Genomic DNA, 19,006 nt, shown 5'->3' with positions numbered 1-19,006 from the left:
AATTTTCTCAGAAATTATCACACTTTAAATCTGTATCCCACGCCCCAGATGGTCTCGATATACTGCGGCTTGGCATTATTATACTCAATTTTCTCACGGATTTTCTTGATATGAACCGTAACTGTGGCAATATCACCTACCGATTCCATATCCCAGATTTCCCTGAAAAGCTCTTCCTTTGTAAAAACTCTGTTTGGATTCTGGGCCAGGAATGTGAGCAGATCAAATTCCTTGGTGGTAAAAGTTTTCTCCTCGCCATTTACCCAGACGCGGCGGGCAGTCTTGTCGATCTTGATTCCACGAATCTCAATAATGTCGTTCTTCTGCGTGGTGGAACCGATCAGACGGTTATAGCGATCCATATGTGCCTTTACTCTGGCAACAAGCTCGCTTGGGCTAAATGGCTTGGTCATGTAATCGTCAGCCCCAAGTCCAAGACCGCGGATCTTGTCAATATCATCTTTCTTCGCGGAAACCATAATGATCGGAGTATTCTTAGCTTCTCTTACCTGGCGGCAGATTTCAAACCCGTCTATCTCCGGCAGCATCAGATCCAGAATAATCAGGTCAAAATCTTCTTTCAATGCCATATTAAGCCCCAGATCGCCTCTGTTGCAGATTATAACTTCAAATCCTGAGAGCTCCAGATAGTCTTTCTCAAGCTCTGCAATTGCTTCTTCATCTTCAATGATCAGAATTCTGCTCATTTCATTGGTACCTCCTGGTATTTTCTAAGTACAAAATACATGATCGTGCCGATTCCAAGACGGCTTGTGGCCCATACCTTTCCCCCATGGTCCTCCAGAATTTTCTTTACAATGGAAAGACCGATTCCGCTTCCGCCTTTGGAAGAATTTCGTGAAACATCTGTACGGTAAAAACGGTCGAAAATATAAGGCAGATCCTTCGGGCCAATACCTTTTCCATTGTCCTCAATCTCAATCTGGATAAAATCACCCACATCCTTGATTCGGATCTGAATGATTCCTTTAGGCTTGTCCATATATTTGATAGCGTTGCTGATAATGTTATGGATAACACGGCGGATCTGCTCCCCATCGGCAATTACCATAACATCTTTTTCCACGTAGTTGGCATAAACCAGCTCAATTCCCCTGGTCTCAAGTTCCAGACCAACTTCTTCTGAACAGTCTTCAAAATAATCTTCCACATTTAGTTTGCTGAAGGTGTAAGGAATGCGGTTGGTATCGATTTTGGAATAAAAAGTCAGCTCATTGATCAGATGATCCATCTCATTTGTCTTGTTGTAGATGGTGCGGACATAGCGATCCATTTTCTCAGGGGTGTCTGCCACTCCATCCATGATTCCCTCTACATATCCTTTCACTGCTGTGATCGGAGTTTTCAAATCATGGGAAATGTTGCTGATCAGCTCTCTGTTCTCTTTTTCTATAAGGCTTTTTTCTTCTGTAGATTCTTTCAGACGGCGGCGCATTTCCTCGAAATCCTGACAGAGCTCAGAAAATTCGTCTTTTCCTTCTACATCCAGAACGAAATCCAGGTTGCCCTCTTTTATATTCTGCGTCGCTTTTTTTAATTTAACCAATGGAACGGCAATGCTGCGATATACCCAAAGACCAACTACCAAAGCAACGGAGATCAGGATTACAAACGCACTGATAAACAAATCCTTGGCCATTACATGTACCCTGCCCTGACTGTCGGCTGAGTCTGTTATGGAAATATCATATACTGTTCCATCGCCCTCAGTCACTGCCTGTGCTTTCTGCGCCTGTGACTGGCTGAATCCATACAAAGTGGCGGCAAACAGAAGCAGAGGCATAAGAATGATCATGGTGAATCCCAGAATAATTCTTGTTTTTAGCTTCATAACAGTTCTATCCTTTTTCTTCTTTTTACGGAAATTTTCAACAGCTTCCCTGTCGTATGAAGCTGCTTCACCGGATTTATATAGATTATAGCATAAAGCTCTGATTTCATCTCTTAATTTTCTATAAAAAATAGCTCTATAATATTCAGTTTTTCAACATAAAAAACCTGGAAAAGACTTCTTCTGCTATATACCAGTCTCTTCCAGGCTCTAACTTTAATATGGAATTTTCAAGCAGGCTTCAATACAAGCCATTTTCTTTTACCCAAATTTTACGCAAGATATTTCTTCAGATCATCAACCTTGTCCAGATGCTCCCACGGAAGATCTACATCTGTACGGCCGAAGTGTCCGTATGCAGAAGTCTGTTTGTAGATTGGGCGGCGGAGATCAAGCATTTTGATGATTCCAGCCGGGCGAAGGTCAAAGTTCTCACGGATAATCTCTACCAGTTTCGCATCAGATACTTTACCTGTGCCAAATGTTTCTACATGAATAGAAGTCGGATGTGCAACACCAATTGCATAGGAAAGCTGGATCTCGCACTTGTCAGCAAGACCTGCTGCAACAATGTTCTTTGCAACATAACGTGCTGCATAAGCTGCAGAACGGTCAACCTTTGTGCAGTCTTTTCCGGAGAAGGCACCGCCGCCGTGACGTCCTGTTCCGCCATAAGTATCAACAATGATCTTACGTCCTGTAAGACCGCTGTCGCCGTTTGGTCCACCAATAACGAAACGTCCGGTCGGGTTGATAAAGTATTTCGTATCCTCATCTACCATGTCTGCCGGGATGATCTCATCAAATACATATTTCTTGATGTCCGCATGGATCTGCTCCTGTGTAACATCCGGGTCATGCTGAGTGGAGCAAACTACTGCATCAATACGGCTTGGTTTTCCATTCTTATCATACTCAACTGTTACCTGAGTTTTTCCATCTGGTCTTAAATATTTCAGAGTGCCATCTTTACGGACTTTTGTCAGCTGACGGGAAAGTTTGTGTGCCATGTTGATTGCGTATGGCATGTATTCTTCTGTCTCGTTGGAAGCATAACCAAACTGGATTCCCTGGTCACCAGCTCCAATAGAGTCAAGCTCGTCCTCATCCATCTGATTCTCTTTCTGCTCAAGTGCTTTATCAACACCCATTGCAATATCAGCAGACTGTTTATCAAGTGCTGTGATTACCGCACATGTATCAGCATCGAATCCGAATTTTCCACGAGTATAACCAATCTCGCGGATTGTCTCTCTTACGATTGACTGGATATCGATATTTGCCTTGGAAGTGATCTCACCCATAACCAGAACAAGACCTGTTGTAGTTGCAGTCTCGCAGGCTACACGGCTCATCGGATCCTGTGCGATCAGAGCATCCAGGATGGCATCAGAAATGGCATCACAGATTTTATCCGGATGACCTTCAGTTACAGATTCGGAAGTAAATAAGATTTTTTCTTTGTTTTCCATTCTTTTGTTTTTCCCTTTCTTCGATGGAGCGAAAATTTCCAAAACAGCTAATATCTATCGCTGCATTGTATGTTTTCCGCGAAAAAAAGAACAGCCCGGACAAGCGGACTGTCTTATAAATGACTTTTTATATAAACAATCCTCTTATTGTTCGATCACTCGCTCAGGTTGGCACCTTCCTCTCTTTCGAGGGGTTGCCGTGGCTTCATAGATCCTATGTATCTCCACCACTCTGAATAAAAGGCTATTCTTCAGTTTTCCTGTTGCAAGCAATACAATATACTGATTGCTTATAATTGTCAATAGACATTTAACGTCTTATGACTATTTTTCACCAGATTAAATCTGATACTCAACAGATCAAGGCTATCAGGCTGCGATCTGAAATTAACAATTCACCCTACACGCAGGCGGAATTTCTGGATATCCTTCTCACTGGAAACTCTCTCGATCTCTGCGCCAAGGCTGCGAAGCTTCTCTTCGAAGTTCTCATAGCCACGCTGGATGTAAACAATATCATCCACAATGGTGATTCCCTCTGCTGCCAGTCCTGCAATAACAAGAGCTGCCCCAGCACGAAGATCCGGTGCACTTACTCTTGCACCAGTAAGCTTATTCACGCCATCAATAATTGCAGAATTGCCTTCAACCTTAATACAGGCTCCCATTCTGGAAAGCTCATCGGCATATTTGAAGCGATTCTCAAAAATACTCTCAGTTACGATGCTGGTTCCCTCTGCAAGTGCAAGGGTAACCGCAATCTGCGGCTGCATATCAGTCGGATATCCCGGATATGGAAGGGTCTTCACATGAGTGCGATGAAGTCTGCCCACTGCACGTACACGTACGGCATCATCAAACTCCTGAACTTCACATCCGATTTCCTCAAGCTTAGCTGTAGTAGCTTCGAGATGCTTTGGAATTACATTCTTAACTGTGACATCCCCACCGGTAGCTGCTGCAGCGAACATAAAGGTTCCTGCCTCGATCTGGTCCGGAATGATGGAATACTCTGTGCGGTGAAGCTTCTCAACACCCTTGATACGGATCACATCTGTACCAGCACCTTTGATATTGGCTCCCATGCTGTTCAGGAAGTTGGCAACATCTACTACATGTGGCTCTCTGGCAGCATTCTCAATAATCGTACGTCCTGGTGCAAGAGATGCTGCCATCATAATATTGATGGTTGCTCCTACAGAAACTACATCCAGGAAAATATGGCTTCCATGAAGATTAGATGCCTCGGCAACAATGGCTCCATGAAGAATATCAACTTTCGCACCAAGGGCTCTGAAACCTTTCAGATGCTGGTCAATCGGACGGCTTCCGATATTGCAGCCACCTGGAAGAGGAACTTCTGCTCTTTTATATTTGCCAAGTAATGCGCCAAGAAGATAGTAAGATGCACGGATCTTCTTAATATACTCATAATCTACACTTACATCACCAATGGTAGAACCATTGATCTTAACAGTTGACTTATTGATTCTGTCAACCTGTGCTCCGATGCCAGCTATTGCCTCCAGTAAAACATTGATGTCTCTGACGTCAGGCAGATTCTCGATGAGAATTGTCTCATCCGTCATAATGGCTGCTGATAAAATAGCCAGCGCTGCATTCTTTGCACCTGCTATCTCTACTTCACCAACAAGCGGATTTCCACCTTTAATCACATACTGTTCCATAATACACCTCTATTATTCTTACTCCGCGAGCCAAAAAGGCTATTGTCAATTTCTCTCCAATAACCTGACAGCCCTCCTCTGATTCACAGTTACTGTTCACTTCGTTCATCGTAACACATTCCGCGAATAGTAACGATCTACAGTTACTTAATAACCCCTGTCTGTAGTGTTTCCAAAAGTGCCTGCAGACTTGCTTCCAAATCTTTCCCTTCTTCATCTACCACAATGTCTGCATATTTCTCGTATAAGGGAACTCGCTCCTCATATAAACTCTTCAAGGTCTGTCCTTCTTTCAGAAGAACTCCCCGCTTCTTAAGATTTCCAAGCCGTTTCTCAAGAGACTCCAGAGAAAGGCTGAGGTAAACTACCTTCCCAATTGATTTCAAGTGTTCCATGGCTTCACTGCAATATACCACACTTCCCCCAGTAGCAATTACAGTATTCTCTGTATCAATCGACGCATTTACGCGATTCTCAATAGCCTTGAAACCTTCTTCTCCTTCTTCATCAATGATCTGATAAAGACGTCTTTTTTCTTCTTTTTGTATTAAAAGGTCTGAATCTAAAAATTCGTATCCAAGTATTTTCGCAAGAACAACGCCCAGTGTGCTTTTACCTGCACCGGGCATTCCAATTAATGTTATATTATTCATTTTCATTCGATACTCCTTTAAATAATAACACATAAGAGCCATTATTGCAATCATATTAAAAAATTGTTACTGGGTTCGGTTTTTTAATGGATGATTTTTAAGTTTCTGATTATGCTTTTTTCCTTTTTTTACGCTATATCCAAAGGTGCCCAGTTTCTTTCCAAGTCCCAGATATTCTCCATGGGAATATACCATCAGTTTTGACTGATTCAGCTGAAATTTATTATTTTTATCCATATAGGCTTCGTCCGCATGCACTGCAACTACTTCCGCAAGGAACATGTGATGAGAACCAAGCTTCTCAATTTTCTTAACTTTACATTCAATATTTACAGGAGCTTCACCGATCATTGGTGCCTTCACTTGATCCGCCTTTTCTTTGGTAAGATGAAGCTCCTGAAATTTATCAACCTCTCTGCCGGACCGCACGCCACAATAATCGGTGGCGTATGCAAGCTCTTCTGTGGTAAGGTTCAGAACAAATTCCTTTGTCTTGCAGATCATATCGTAAGAAAATCTGGTGGGACGAACGGAGATGCTTACCATTGGCGGGTTGGTACACACGGTGCCAGCCCACGCTACTGTTATTATATTATCATTACCCTCGCCATCTGTAACGCTGACCATCACAGCAGGAAGCGGGTAAAGCATATTGCCTGGTTTCCAGGTCTGTTTTGCCATATTTTTGCTCCTCTTTTATGTGAAAATTTCCCGTGCAAAGAACCATCTGCGTTACTTTTCACTTTGTGAGCAGTATCTTTTAACAGCCTCTTTGCCGGGAAAATCTTTATTATCAGTTAAAGTCATTTGCCATGATCTGTGCAGCTTCCATCATAGCCGGGATCATCTGTTTCTTACGGGAAACCACGCCTTTCAGGTGGAAGCACTTATCCTCCGGTTCCTGCTGGAATGCGATTTTTCCCATTTCCTCGCTGCCCTCGCCGTAATAAATTACATCTGAGGACTCGTCCATAATATTGGTTAACATAAAGTAAACACGGGTAATTCCATGGCGTCCGCACTCGCTTACCATAAATGGTTTCAGACGAACTTTGATCTCCTGAAGCTCTTCCTCGTCCATGGAACTGATCTGTCCAACACCAAAAGCCACATTTCCTTCTGCAATAAATTTCTTGTAATCCTGATAGAAAATTTCTTCAGGTGCTTTATCTTTCAGATTGCTTCCAGCCTTAAACATTTCTCTTGCGAAATCTTCAATCTTAATGTCCGCGATCAGTGCAAGCGCACTTGCTGCGATCTTGTCCTGCTGGGTGCAGGTTGGGGAACGGAACATTAAGGTATCGGAAATAATGGCTGCACAGAGAAGTCCTGCAATCTTAGGCGGAATCTCCAGTCGCTGCTCGTCATAAATCCGGTAAAGGATTGTCGCAGTACATCCAACTGGCTCATTTCTGAAATTAATCGGCTTCATAGTTTCCAGAGAACCAAGCTTATGATGATCAATGATCTCCAGAATCTCTGCTTTCTCAATATTATCAACAGCCTGGTCTTTCTCATTATGATCTACCAAAATTACCTGTTTCTTGTGCATGTCAAGGAAATTTCGTCTGGAAATGGTTCCCACACATTTTCCCCGCTTATTGATAACAGGGAATGCACGATGGCGGTGCTTGATCATAACATCCTGGATATCATCTGTGAAATCTTCAGTATTAAAAGTTACCAGATTATCTTTTTTCATCACATAATTTACCGGAATACTCTGGTTGATCATGCGGGCAATTGTGTAGGTATCATATGGAGAAGAGATAATGATGATCTGTCTCTCCTGAGCTTTCTTTATTACCTTCTCACTTACCTGAATACTCATTCCTACAATAATGCAGCTTACATTCAGTTCTATTGCCTTTAACTGATCTTCCTCACGGTTTCCAAGAATAACCATATCATTTTCTTCGATATAGTTCTTCATCACCTCCGGATCAGCAGTTCCAATAAGGATTTTCCCTTTGGTAAAATAGCCGTGACCATTTCCTTCTACAATTTCACCGTCAAGAGTATCCCTGATCTTGTTATACTGAGTTCTGGCATTTGAAAGAAGATAGCTGTCCTTGGTATCCATGTAAACATCAGCAATATCGCCGATTGTTACAATTCCCTCCAGCTCATCCTCGCTGTTACAGATGGGAAGGGTCACAATGCCTTTATTCTGCATCATATCCCAGGCATTTTTCAGGGACATGGTACGGTCTGCATCCGGTTTTGGACGGATATCCATATCTTTTACCTGCGTTCCGATATTTCCCAGATAAGCCGGTGGCTGTACCCCAAAACGATTCAGTACATACTGGGTCTCTTCATTGATCTGACCGGCACGTCTTGGAATATAACGCTTGGTCTGGGTGGTTCTGTTTTTGATATCTGCGTAAGCAATTGCCGAACAAATAGAATCCGTATCCGGATTCTTATGTCCCATTACAAATACTTTCTGATTCTTCATTCACATTCTTCCTTCCAAAATTCAGCTGACCTCTGCACACTTTTCATCTGTAAACAGAGTTTTTTATTTCGGGTCTACTTTTCAAACACGCTCTACAGAAGATTTTCATTTTGGGCGATTGTCTTAATCGTCCAAATCTGCACTTTATATTAATTCAGTTTAATATTTGCAAATAAAGCTCCCAGAGATGTGGTTGCCTCTTCTCCGGACTGTGGGATTTCAATTTTCTCTTCTTCCACTTCTTTTGCCATCATATCAGTTGCTTCTTTGATACTCAGGCTCAGTTTTCCATCTTTCACTGCAGTTACTTTTACTTTCACCTTATCTCCAACTGCAAGAACTTCTGATGGTTTACGGATTCTCTTTTCGCAAATCTGGGAAATATGTACCAGTCCGGATACGCCGTTTCCAAGATCTACAAATGCGCCGTATGGCTGAAGGCTCTCTACAGTTCCTTCTGTTACAAAGCCTGGCTGGATATTGGAAATTTTATTCTTTCTTTCCTCTTCTGCTTTTTCCCTTAAAATTTCTTTCGCAGAAAGAATCAGTTTTTTGTCCTCTTTATTGACATCGATTACCTGAACCTGGATGTGTCTGTTCAGATATTCGTTGGTGTCTTCTACGTAATTCAAGGCCAGCTTGGAGGCCGGGATAAAGCCGCGCACACCTTCTACATAAGCAACTGCACCGCCGTTTACTACACCTTTTACCACTACATCAAGAACCTCTCCGGAGGCTTTCAGCTCTTTTAATTTGTCCCAAGCCAGGACGTCAGTAGCCTCAACTTTGGATAAAAGGATGTTACCATTTCCATCGTCTTTTCTTACGACTGTGGCGGAAACTTCATCTCCAGGGTGTACTTCTTCTTTAACGTTAAAGCCCGGCTCTCTGCTGTAATCTTCTACCGGGATAATACCTTCTGCATAATATTTTAAATCTACAATAATTTCTTTATCATCTACACTCACAACTGTTCCTGTGAGAATGTCGCCTTCTTCAATTTTCTTAAAAGAAGCTTCAAGTTCTGCTTCGTAATCCTTCATTGTCTCTGCCATGACCTAGACTCCTTTGCCCCTGTTTTTGCTTCATTATAGCACACCGCTTATTCGTTGCAAATAAATTTTGGAATGTACATTCGAAAAAACACCGCTCTTTAAGCGTCAGAGTGTAATATCTGGCGTTTAAAGAGCGGCATATTCAGACAAATTTTTCCAAAAATTGTGACGCACATCTTGCAAAAAACCTTTTTCAAACACGCTCCAGAGCGTGCAGATTGCAGGAATACTTTTTCAAATACGCTCTAAAACGAGGAGTGCCCCGGCAGTAGCTGCCGGGGCGATTATTATGAAAAAATTTTATGTGTAATGGTGTCATTACAACGTCTTCTGTGTATGTTCTTTCGAACTGATTATATAGTATCAGATACTTATGAACAAAATACATGCAAATTGTTAACGAATAATGAACATTTGTTTTATTTGCACAATTTCTTCTTTCATTTTCCTCTTTTTTTATAAATTTACCACATTTGCATCTTTACTTTAATTTGGTAAAGTTATACATTTTGCACATTTTACGTTTCTCATTCGAATAATCCTTTTACAAATTCGATTAACTTCGACACAAGACCTTTGGCATCATCCTTTGTAACACCCATATCCTGCAGCTTACTGTATACAGAATTTACATCGCTTCTAAGAGCATCTTCGTCAATTTTTGCATCCAGAACCTTGCGTACTACAGAAACAAGGGAATCTACCTCTGAATCAGAAAGAGATACCCCAAAATGGTCTGCTGCCTGAGTTACAGCACTTCGTACCTGGTCATCTGTGATGTTCTGCTGGTCTACAAGATCCTTGGCATACATAATAATGTCTACTGCTTTTCCAGGGTCAGAAGCAAGAAAATCAATTCCACTGTCCAGAAGACTTTCTACTACTTCTGTATCACTGGATGCCATAACCGGCATCGGCATGGAACATGCAAGAACTCCTGCAAGGATAAGTGCTGCTGATTTTTTCATTTTTATCATGATAATTACCTCCTGATTGAATGTTGCTGTTCAAGACTTGCCCAGTAACGATTAAATGTCATCTGTTCAAATCTCTCCAGTAACAATTAAATAGCTGCTGTTCATGGTCTGACCAGCAATAGTTAATATTCTGTTCACAAACTGCTGGAATCTGGTCATATTTATGATCTGATTTCCTCATATCAAGTAATTTTCTTCTGAAATTTAATCAATACCGGAAATAAATCTTCCTCCAGATTCCAGCCCATTATACTACACCTTTTCCTTTTATTTGTAAAATGTATCTAAAAACTTTATAATCTTTTTATAACTAATCTCCAAAAACAGCCCATTTTTCCAGGAAGTTACAAATCTTTTCAAATTCGTTCACTAATTTTTCATAAGATAAACACGATTCTTTCAAACTTTCCCGATATACTAACATCATAAAAATAATAACAGCCAACATTATTTTTATAAAATTTCTTTTTCATATGTCAGTCACCCAAAAGTGATTGACTCTCCTTCCTTTTAAAAAATATATTTGAGACAAAATAAAAATCACCCGTCTAGCCACCGGGTGATTTTTATTTGTATGAAATTTATGCAGTAAATCAGTTCCTTCTATCTCAATTTATTAAATACGTTCGCAAGATCAGCAAATTCTGCTAAAGTAAGCGCTTCGCCTCTCACATTTACCGGAATTCCGGTCTCTGCCATAGCTTTCTCAATTTCCTCTTTTGAAAAATCAAGCTCCTGGGAGTTCTTCAGTCCATTTACCAATGTTTTTCTTCTCTGATTAAAAGATGCCCGGATCAACCTGAACATCAGCTTCTCATTGTCCACCTGCACTGGCGGCTCTTCATATCTCACAAGCTGGATAACAGCACTTCCCACCTTCGGTCTTGGCATAAAACAGTTTGGCGGAACATTCGCAATGATCTGCGGTCTGGCATAATACTGAACAGCCAGAGACAAAGCACCGTAATCCTTTGTTCCAGGACCAACCTGCATTCTGTCTGCCACTTCCTTCTGTACCATAATGGTGATGGAAGAAATGGGAACATGGTTTTCAAAAAGTCCCATGATGATTGGCGTGGTAATATAATAAGGCAGATTGGCAACCACCTTGATAGGCTTGCCCCCATTTTTCTCCTGTGCCAGCGCCGCAATATCAACTTTCAGGATATCCTCGTTGATCACAGTCACATTATCCCAGTCTTTCAAAGTATCATTTTCCAGAATCGGGATCAATGTCTTATCAATCTCTACAGCCACCACTTCTCTGGCTGCCTCAGCCAGATACTGGGTCATGGTTCCAATACCCGGTCCGATTTCCAGAACAAAATCATCCTTGGTGATCTTGGAAGCCTCGATTATTTTTTCCAGAACATGGGTATCGATAAGAAAATTCTGACCAAACCTTTTCTGGAAAGCAAAATTATACTTTTGAAGAACTTCAATGGTATATTTCGGATTTCCTAAATAAGGTCTGGTCATATTAATTTCCTCTTTCTTTTAAATTATTTAATCATTATCTGCAAATCACACAATCTGGGCAGCTGTCTGCAATTCCCCTATTACTTATTTTGCAAAATCTTTCTCATAAAGAACCGTAAATCCATCACGGTCTACTCTCTTTTTCTTATTAAACTTCAGAAGTCCGCCCTGGGATTTCGCCATTGCTGCGTCAAGCATTTCCTTAACTGCGCCAATGTTCATAGGCTGGTCTTCTTTCTGGTTCACACCGATCAGATTATACAATGCAAGCATTCCCATCTGGTCGATCTTGTAACCATTTTCCTTGGTGTAAACTCTTGCAAAGTTTACAAGTTCATCATTGGTAAATACCGGAATGTTGATCATGGATGTAAACTTCTTGGCAAATTTCGGGAATCTTGCAATCAGCTTACGCATTCCGATCTTCTCATCCTCAATAATCACAGTAAGTCCGTCTGTGCGGAACTCCATAGCCTTATCCAGAATATCCACTGTTTCCTGTGTCAGTTGATTAGCATTCTCAATGACAAGGAAACCACCGCTAAGTTTACCAATCACTTTCGTAATATCCATCTCATTCAGCTGGTCGGCAAACACATAAGCCACCTTGGAAGCCGGCAGATTCAGCTCTTTACAGATTGCCGGAATCAGACTTGCGATCAGTCTTGTCTTACCAGTTTCTTTCCCACCCATGACGATCACGTTTCCAGTCTTGGAGGTCTTATCAGCCGCTGCCATCTGCACATCGCAAAGTGCACTGATCAGCTGTTCCCGCATTCCCGGAACCTTTACAAAATATGTAAACAGCTTCTTCTCATCATCGGTAAGTGATTTCTCTCTTGGCACAATGTCAGATGGATTTCTCTTATCCTTTGGCTGAATAGAATCAATAAACTGTTCCAGTTCTTCTTCCTCGGAAAGAGATTCAGAAGACTCTTCTTCCTCTTCATCCTCGTCAAAATCAAAGTTTTCGTCCTCAGAATCTTCCGGTTCTTCCTCTGCATCTTCAGTTTCAACCACATCATCAGCAGCTGGAGGCATATCCTCATCCTCTTCTTCTCCAATGCTCTCTCTGAGAAGCTTGGCAATAAATTCATCCTCAGACATGGAATCATCAGAAGGCTCTTCTTTCTCCTTATGTCCTGCCGGACCATTCATAAACTCATCCTCAGCAGCCTGAAGATCCTCTTCGGAAAGGAATTCCTCTTCCTCAAGTTCTACAACCGGCTTTTTCTGTTCTGGTTCTGGCTCGATTTCTTCCTCGTCCTCAGTGATAACTTCCTCTTCTTCCGGAATCTTCTCTACTTTTTCTTCTTTTACAGCTTTCTGAGGTTGTGTAGATATTTCTTTGGCGACTTCTACAATTTCTTTATTTTCTTCCTGAACTTTCTCTTCATCTACCTTCTCATCTGGAATCTCAATTCCCTGTGCAGAAGCAGCAGCAAGAATCGTATCCTCCAGATTGAAATTTGAAAAATCAAATGCAGGTTTCTCGTCTTTCATTTTCTCCGCAGCATCAGCCTCATCACTGAAAAGGTTATTCTGTACAGGTGCCTTGGGAACCTCAATCTCTTCCGGTACCATATTCTTCATAGAATCCGGAATATTCAGTGTAGGCATTTTCAGGTTCTCAACAGGTGTTTCTGTTTCTGTGGAAAATGCGTTCTTCTCTTCTGCAGACTCTGAACGATCTGCATTCTCTAAACCTTCTGTATTTTCTTCTGAAACTGCTTCCGCTGATTTCTCTGCAGTCTCATCTGCTGTATTCACAGATTCTTCAGCAACAGTCTCCTTGGTATTCTCCACTTTCACCTTGCCAGTTTCAGGCTCCAGCTCCGGTACACTTTCATATTCTTTCTCAGAAGCCGGATCACGAAGCATTTCTTCCTGAACCTCTTTCGTCTGCTCAGTGGAAACAATGCTGTCTTCCATTTCATCCATCTTACGGCTTCCAAAGATGTCACGAAGTCCTTTGGAAATTTTATCCTGAAGACTCTCTACGCCATCCAGATCCTCGCTCTTGATCTGAATACTTTCAATAGATTCGCTTCCCTGGTTCTCAGCTTTCGGTGCTTTCTCTTCTTCCTTGATGGTATCTGCTTCCTCAGGTTTCAGAAGCTTCGGTACAAACTGCTGTTCATACCGCTCTTTCTCCTCGCCGGTAAGAGCACCCATACGCTGTTTCAGGTCCATAGCCTTCATCACGTAGTTACCCTCGTTGAACCAGAGAATGATCTCGTTGCAAAGCTCCAGACATTTCTCTTTGTCACCATCCTGATAGTACAGTTTGGCAAGCTCGTAAGACCATTTTTCGGTAAATTCTTTCTCCTTATAATCCTCCAGAACCTTGATCTGCTCTGCAAGAGGAGCCTTTTTTTCTTTCAGGATCTTGTATTTCAGGATGTACTGCGTATTATCATTTGGCGCAACTTCCCTGTACTCCTGATAAAATTCCACTGCCTCGGAAACCTGTCCCAGCTTCAGGGAAACTTCTACAAGACGATAAAGAATGTTCTTACCAATGGAGGCTCTGTGATAAGCCAGCAGGAAAATTTCCTTGCTGTCCTCATAGCGTTTATTGGCAGCATAGATTTCACCAACCACACAAAGGGTACGAACATTTTTCACACGGCGCCAGTCAATGCTGTCTACAACATTCATGGCTCCCTTATAGTCTTTCTGTTCTACTAAATGGTTAATCTCTTCAAGTTTAACCCGAAATTCCTCTTTGTCCAAATTTTTCACCAACTTTCCATAGTTAATGCCAGTTTAGCATATCGCATACTACTTCGCAAGCTTATTTATCTGCAGGACCCCCTATCGGCTGATACACATGCCCTGCCACAACGTGAAACACTTTATTGATCGTAAACTGATGACTGACAAAATCATCCAGACCAGTACAGGTGATCATGGTCTGAATATCATGAATACTCTCAAGAAGATAATTCTGACGGCTGCTGTCCAGCTCCGAAAGGACATCGTCCAGAAGCAGAACCGGTTTATCATGAATGATCTTCTCCACCAGATAAATCTCCGAAAGTTTCAGGGAAAGAGCTGCTGTTCTCTGCTGCCCCTGCGAACCATATTTGCGGATGTCAATTCCGTTTACAGCCACCATTAGGTCATCCCTGTGAGGTCCGGACGAAGTCATTTTCATCCGAAGATCCCGGTCTCTGTTGCGGAAAAGGCTCTCTTCCAAAGCCTCACTCTCCACGCTTGGTTCATATATCACTTCTATATTTTCAATACCGCCGGTAAGATTTCTGTGAATTTCCTTAATGATCTCATTAAGGGACTCCACAAATTCTCTTCTTTTGCCAATGATCTTACGGCCATAATTTACCAGCTGCATATCCCATACATCCAGAGTCGCCCCAAGATCCGGCTGCTTATACATATCCTTCAGCAGCTTATTTCTCTGGTTCAGAACATGATTGTATCCGGCAAGATCTGTGAGGTATAGTTTATCCAGCTGACAAAGCTCCGCGTCCATGAATCTTCGTCGCTCTCCCGGACCGTTTTTGATAATATTCAGATCCTCCGGGGAAAAGAAAACCAGATTCACCACACCGAGAAGCTCTCTCGCCTTCTTTATGGGAAGCCCGTTGATTGCCACGCCCTTGGCCTTATTTTTCCGAAGGTGCATGTCAATCTTATAAGACATGGAATCTTTTCCCACCATCATGCGGATATGGGCTTCATCCTGTTCAAAGCGGATAATCTCCCGGTCTTTGCTTCCTTTATGGGATTTGCTGGTTCCGCACAGATACACAGACTCCAGGATATTGGTTTTTCCCTGTGCATTATCCCCATAAAAAATATTGGTTCCTTTGTCAAAAGAAAGTTCCAGCGATTCGTAATTTCTGAAATTGCTTAATTTTATGGATTCAATATAAGCCATTTTACTCGTTTCCGGACAGAACCTTCACATCCTGGCCATTATAGGAAATAACGTCACCGCCATAAACCTTGCGGCCTCTTCTGGTATCTACTTCGCCATTTACTTTTACAAGTCCGTCGTTGATCACATATTTTGCCTCAACACCGTCTGATACAAGTTCAGCAAGTTTCAGTGCCTGGCCAAGTTTGATAAATTCATCTCTGATTCTGATTTCCAATTTTCTGCCTCCACTCTTCTGGCATCACGACTGCAATTCGTTTTCCAGACTGTCTCCAGCCATTATTGGCAGTCCGTGTTCACTTCCATACTCTTCCAATTGTCTGTTACGTTTCTCTCTGTGGCAAGTGTCATTATCTTGCCTGGTTCTGATTTATGTTAACCGGAAGAATCAGATACGTGTAAGTTTCTTCCTCATCTCTGATAAAGCAAGGTGCTTTCGGGTTTACCAGGTAAATGTCGATGGTCTCATCATCAATAACCTTCAGTGCATCGATCAGGAACTTGGGATTAAATCCGATCAGAATATCTTTCCCCTCTTTCTCAATATCAATATCCTCGTTCATGGAACCCATTGCAGAATCAATCTTCAGCTCCATGCTGCCATCTGTAATGTGGATAATGATCGGTTTCTTATCTCCTTCTCTTACAAGGAGTGTGGCACGGTCGATACAATCCAGGAATTCTTTTTTGTTAATGGAAAGTTTGGTCTCATAATCGCTGGAAAGCATCTGGTCAATACGGAAATATTCCCCCTCGATCAGACGTGAAACTACCATAGTCTGGTCAAATTCAAATAAAATATGATTGTTTGTGAAGAAAATGCTGACTACATCATCCATTTCTCCGGATAAGATCTTACTGATCTCATTCAGAGTCTTGCCTGGAACTACAACCTTGCGGTCTGAATAGTCTTTCTTCAGAGGCATTTTGCGGATCGCAATACGGTGTCCATCCAGAGAGACAATTTTCAGACAATTATCCTTAATTTCAAACAGCTCACCAGTCATTAATTTGTTGTTATCGTTGACTGCAATTGAGAATATTGTCTGATAAATCATATTCTTTAATGTATATTGAGAGATAGTTAATGGTTCATCTCTTTCAATCATAGGAAGATATGCGAAATCTTCTCCTGATTTTCCAGGAATATTAAATTTTGCTTTCTCACAGGTGATAGTTGCAGCGAATTTTTCATCAGTTTTAATGGTAACATCGTTGTCTGGAAGTCTTCTGATGATCTCGTAAAAGATTTTCGCATTCAGGGCAACCATTCCTTTTTCTTCTATAGTACCTTCGACAATGGTTTCGATTCCAAGTTCCATGTCATTAGTAGTAAATTTGATCTGATTTGTTGTTGCATCAATCAGAATACATTCCAGAATTGGCATAGTTGTTTTGGATGGTACAGCTTTTAAGGAAATGCTGACGCTCTTCAACAAGTTACTTTTGGAGCAAATGATTTTCATAATGTGTATAACTTCCTTTCTGGAGAAAATGGGTTTTTCATTAAATATATTTAAGAAGATATCCGCCGTATCCGCCGTAGGGGGTGTGAATATGTGAAAAACTCACTTCCGCCCAGTGAATAAAAGGGTTTCGGGTATGGATAACTTCGTGTAAAAGCATTGGTTTAGAGTGTGAATAACCTGTGTAAAACCACATAAGAGATTTTGTTGCCAAAAGTTATTCACATTAATACACATAATGTCAACATCTTATACACATGAAATGTGGAAAAAATGTGTTAAGTTTGTGGATTAATTTTTTTCTTTAATGTATCGATGGTGTTCTGGAGCTGTTCGTTGGTCTGGAGCTCCTTTTCAATCTTTTCTACGCCGTGCATAACGGTAGTGTGGTCGCGATTTCCAAGATACTGTCCTACATTTTTCAGCGGGATCGCCAGAATTTCACGGCAAAGATACATTGCCACCTGTCTTGGCATCACGATCTTGGAACTTCTTTTATTTCCACAAAGATCGGCAGTACTTACATTAAAATGCTCTGCTACCATAGAAATAATGTAGTCTGCAGTAATCTGTTTATTTTCATTCGGTGCGACGATATCCTTCAGAGCCTGCTCGGCAAGTTCAAGGGTAACCTCTTTTTTCTCCAGTTTTGCATAAGCAACTACCTTATTGAAGGCACCTTCCAGCTCACGGATGTTGGATTTGATATTATTTGCAATATATTTGATAACATCTTCGCTTACATTGTAGCCGTCCATGTCTTCTTTTTTATGAAGAATGGCCATCCTGGTCTCGTAATCCGGCAGAGTAATATCCACGATCAGTCCCCATTCGAATCTGGAACGGAAACGCTCATCCAGAATTTCCATATCCTTCGGCGGTTTATCGGAAGATATGATAATCTGTTTGTTTGCACTGTAAAGGCTGTTGAAGGTGTGGAAAAATTCCTCCTGCGTGGATTCCTTTCCTATAATAAACTGAATATCATCAATGAGAAGGACATCAATGTTACGGTATTTCTCGCGGAATTTACTCATGGCGGTGTTATTTCCATTACGGATGGTCTCGATCAGCTCATTGGTAAATTCTTCACTTGTAACATAGAGAACCTTACTGTTATCATCATTTTCAATAATAAAGTGGGCGATGGAATGCATAAGATGGGTCTTGCCAAGTCCTGCACCACCATAGATAAACAGCGGATTGTACGTATTTCCCGGAGATTCCGCTACTGCCAGGGCTGCAGCCTGAGCCAGTTTGTTGTTGCTGCCCACGATAAAAGTATTGAATGTATATTTGGGGTTCAGATTTGCTTCTTCACATCTGGCCTTAAAACGGTTGTCCTGATCAGGTGCAGCGTCGGAAATGGATTTCTTCGCCGGGACGTCTTCTGGAAGGATAAATTTCACTTCGCAGTCGGTCATTCCGGTAACTTCGCTTATGGTAACCTGCAGAGGCAGTTTGTAATTCTTATTAATGTAGCTTAATCGCACCTGGTCGGAAGCGACGATGGTAACTACATTTCCACTGACATCATAAACCTTCAGGGGTTTCAGCCATGTGTCGAATCGAACATCGGAAAGATCGTGCTCCTTTTTCACAATTCCCAGGATTTCATCCCATTTTTCTATTACTGTGCTCATTTTTTCCTCCCGTACACATCTGATTGTTTCTTATATTAAATGATGCCGTCCGTCGGCGACATGTCCGTTTATCAAAATACCAGCTGGAAACAGGAAATTAGGGTGTGGCAGGCTAAATATACCGGAATTTTACTGGTATTTTGATAAACGGACATAAATATCCTTATATATATTATAATAAATCCTGTCTTTTCGCAACGACAAAATCTTATTTATATAGGAAATTTATGTGGAAAAGTATGCACATCCTGAGAAAAAATCAGAACTGCTGTGGATTGTCGTAAAAGGATGGGGATGTGGGTGGGAAAATGTTGTACTGGACGTGAAAATAGGAAAAACAACTGGGGAAAAGTGCA

Annotated in this window: 16 protein-coding genes and 1 riboswitch; of the genes, 1 reads left to right on the top strand and 15 read right to left on the bottom strand. The window is 41.5% G+C overall.

Annotation, left to right across the window (positions count from 1 at the left end):
- Positions 1-17: 17 nt before the first annotated feature.
- The 8 genes from PGQ38_RS14820 to PGQ38_RS14785 form a co-directional block, all read right to left on the bottom strand.
- On the bottom strand, positions 18-707 hold the full coding sequence (locus PGQ38_RS14820) for a response regulator transcription factor (protein WP_118580859.1): 690 nt from the start codon (positions 705-707) through the stop codon (positions 18-20).
- A complete protein-coding gene (locus PGQ38_RS14815; RefSeq protein WP_270432447.1) occupies positions 704-1,852 on the bottom strand; it encodes a sensor histidine kinase in 1,149 nt (382 codons plus the stop codon). Before PGQ38_RS14815 ends, PGQ38_RS14820 begins: the two co-directional genes overlap by 4 nt.
- Before the next feature lie 272 nt (positions 1,853-2,124).
- Entirely contained in the window at positions 2,125-3,324 is a 1,200-nt protein-coding gene (gene metK / locus PGQ38_RS14810; protein WP_173718499.1) for a methionine adenosyltransferase, read from the bottom strand.
- 141 nt (positions 3,325-3,465) lie between these two features.
- A riboswitch (SAM riboswitch) is annotated at positions 3,466-3,567 on the bottom strand.
- A gap of 152 nt (positions 3,568-3,719) precedes the next feature.
- Complete coding sequence (locus tag PGQ38_RS14805) at positions 3,720-5,012, bottom strand: UDP-N-acetylglucosamine 1-carboxyvinyltransferase (RefSeq protein ID WP_118580853.1); 1,293 nt, start codon at positions 5,010-5,012, stop codon at positions 3,720-3,722.
- A gap of 143 nt (positions 5,013-5,155) precedes the next feature.
- Positions 5,156-5,665 (bottom strand): shikimate kinase, encoded by a 510-nt coding sequence (locus tag PGQ38_RS14800; protein ID WP_195380225.1) that lies wholly within the window; start codon positions 5,663-5,665, stop codon positions 5,156-5,158.
- A gap of 66 nt (positions 5,666-5,731) precedes the next feature.
- Positions 5,732-6,346, bottom strand: a complete 615-nt coding sequence (locus tag PGQ38_RS14795; RefSeq protein ID WP_118580850.1) for a flavin reductase family protein — start codon at positions 6,344-6,346, stop codon at positions 5,732-5,734.
- A gap of 112 nt (positions 6,347-6,458) precedes the next feature.
- On the bottom strand, positions 6,459-8,126 hold the full coding sequence (locus tag PGQ38_RS14790) for a putative manganese-dependent inorganic diphosphatase (RefSeq protein WP_148463040.1): 1,668 nt from the start codon (positions 8,124-8,126) through the stop codon (positions 6,459-6,461).
- A gap of 149 nt (positions 8,127-8,275) precedes the next feature.
- Positions 8,276-9,181 (bottom strand): S1 RNA-binding domain-containing protein, encoded by a 906-nt coding sequence (locus PGQ38_RS14785; protein WP_173771296.1) that lies wholly within the window; start codon positions 9,179-9,181, stop codon positions 8,276-8,278.
- 119 nt (positions 9,182-9,300) lie between these two features.
- Between PGQ38_RS14785 and PGQ38_RS20840 the strand changes: the two genes are divergently transcribed.
- Positions 9,301-9,453, top strand: a complete 153-nt coding sequence (locus PGQ38_RS20840; RefSeq protein ID WP_416386759.1) for a DUF6783 domain-containing protein — start codon at positions 9,301-9,303, stop codon at positions 9,451-9,453.
- A gap of 255 nt (positions 9,454-9,708) precedes the next feature.
- Here the strand turns inward: PGQ38_RS20840 and PGQ38_RS14780 are convergent, their stop codons facing one another.
- The 7 genes from PGQ38_RS14780 to dnaA form a co-directional block, all read right to left on the bottom strand.
- Positions 9,709-10,158, bottom strand: coding sequence for a DUF1002 domain-containing protein (locus tag PGQ38_RS14780; protein ID WP_118580844.1), 450 nt, complete (start codon positions 10,156-10,158; stop codon positions 9,709-9,711).
- A gap of 603 nt (positions 10,159-10,761) precedes the next feature.
- A complete protein-coding gene (rsmA, locus tag PGQ38_RS14775; RefSeq protein ID WP_173771298.1) occupies positions 10,762-11,637 on the bottom strand; it encodes a 16S rRNA (adenine(1518)-N(6)/adenine(1519)-N(6))-dimethyltransferase RsmA in 876 nt (291 codons plus the stop codon).
- A gap of 84 nt (positions 11,638-11,721) precedes the next feature.
- Positions 11,722-14,382 carry a tetratricopeptide repeat protein gene (locus tag PGQ38_RS14770; protein WP_270432443.1) on the bottom strand — a complete coding sequence of 887 codons (2,661 nt, stop codon included), beginning with the start codon at positions 14,380-14,382 and terminating at the stop codon, positions 11,722-11,724.
- Positions 14,383-14,434: 52 nt separating this feature from the next.
- On the bottom strand, positions 14,435-15,541 hold the full coding sequence (recF, locus tag PGQ38_RS14765) for a DNA replication/repair protein RecF (RefSeq protein ID WP_173771300.1): 1,107 nt from the start codon (positions 15,539-15,541) through the stop codon (positions 14,435-14,437).
- A 1-nt stretch (position 15,542) separates the two neighbouring features.
- Positions 15,543-15,758: an RNA-binding S4 domain-containing protein gene (locus tag PGQ38_RS14760; RefSeq protein ID WP_173716655.1), complete on the bottom strand. Its 216-nt coding sequence runs from the start codon at positions 15,756-15,758 to the stop codon at positions 15,543-15,545.
- A 133-nt stretch (positions 15,759-15,891) separates the two neighbouring features.
- Complete coding sequence (gene dnaN, locus PGQ38_RS14755; protein ID WP_173771302.1) at positions 15,892-17,007, bottom strand: DNA polymerase III subunit beta; 1,116 nt, start codon at positions 17,005-17,007, stop codon at positions 15,892-15,894.
- 278 nt (positions 17,008-17,285) lie between these two features.
- Positions 17,286-18,650, bottom strand: a complete 1,365-nt coding sequence (gene dnaA / locus PGQ38_RS14750; RefSeq protein ID WP_118580826.1) for a chromosomal replication initiator protein DnaA — start codon at positions 18,648-18,650, stop codon at positions 17,286-17,288.
- Between the last annotated feature and the right edge of the window lie 356 nt (positions 18,651-19,006).

The sequence above is a fragment of the Blautia faecis genome, from assembly GCF_027662325.1.
GTDB classification, from domain to species: domain Bacteria; phylum Bacillota; class Clostridia; order Lachnospirales; family Lachnospiraceae; genus Blautia_A; species Blautia_A faecis.
Note: the sequence above shows the minus strand (reverse complement) of the source record. Positions and strands in the feature narration are given on the sequence as shown.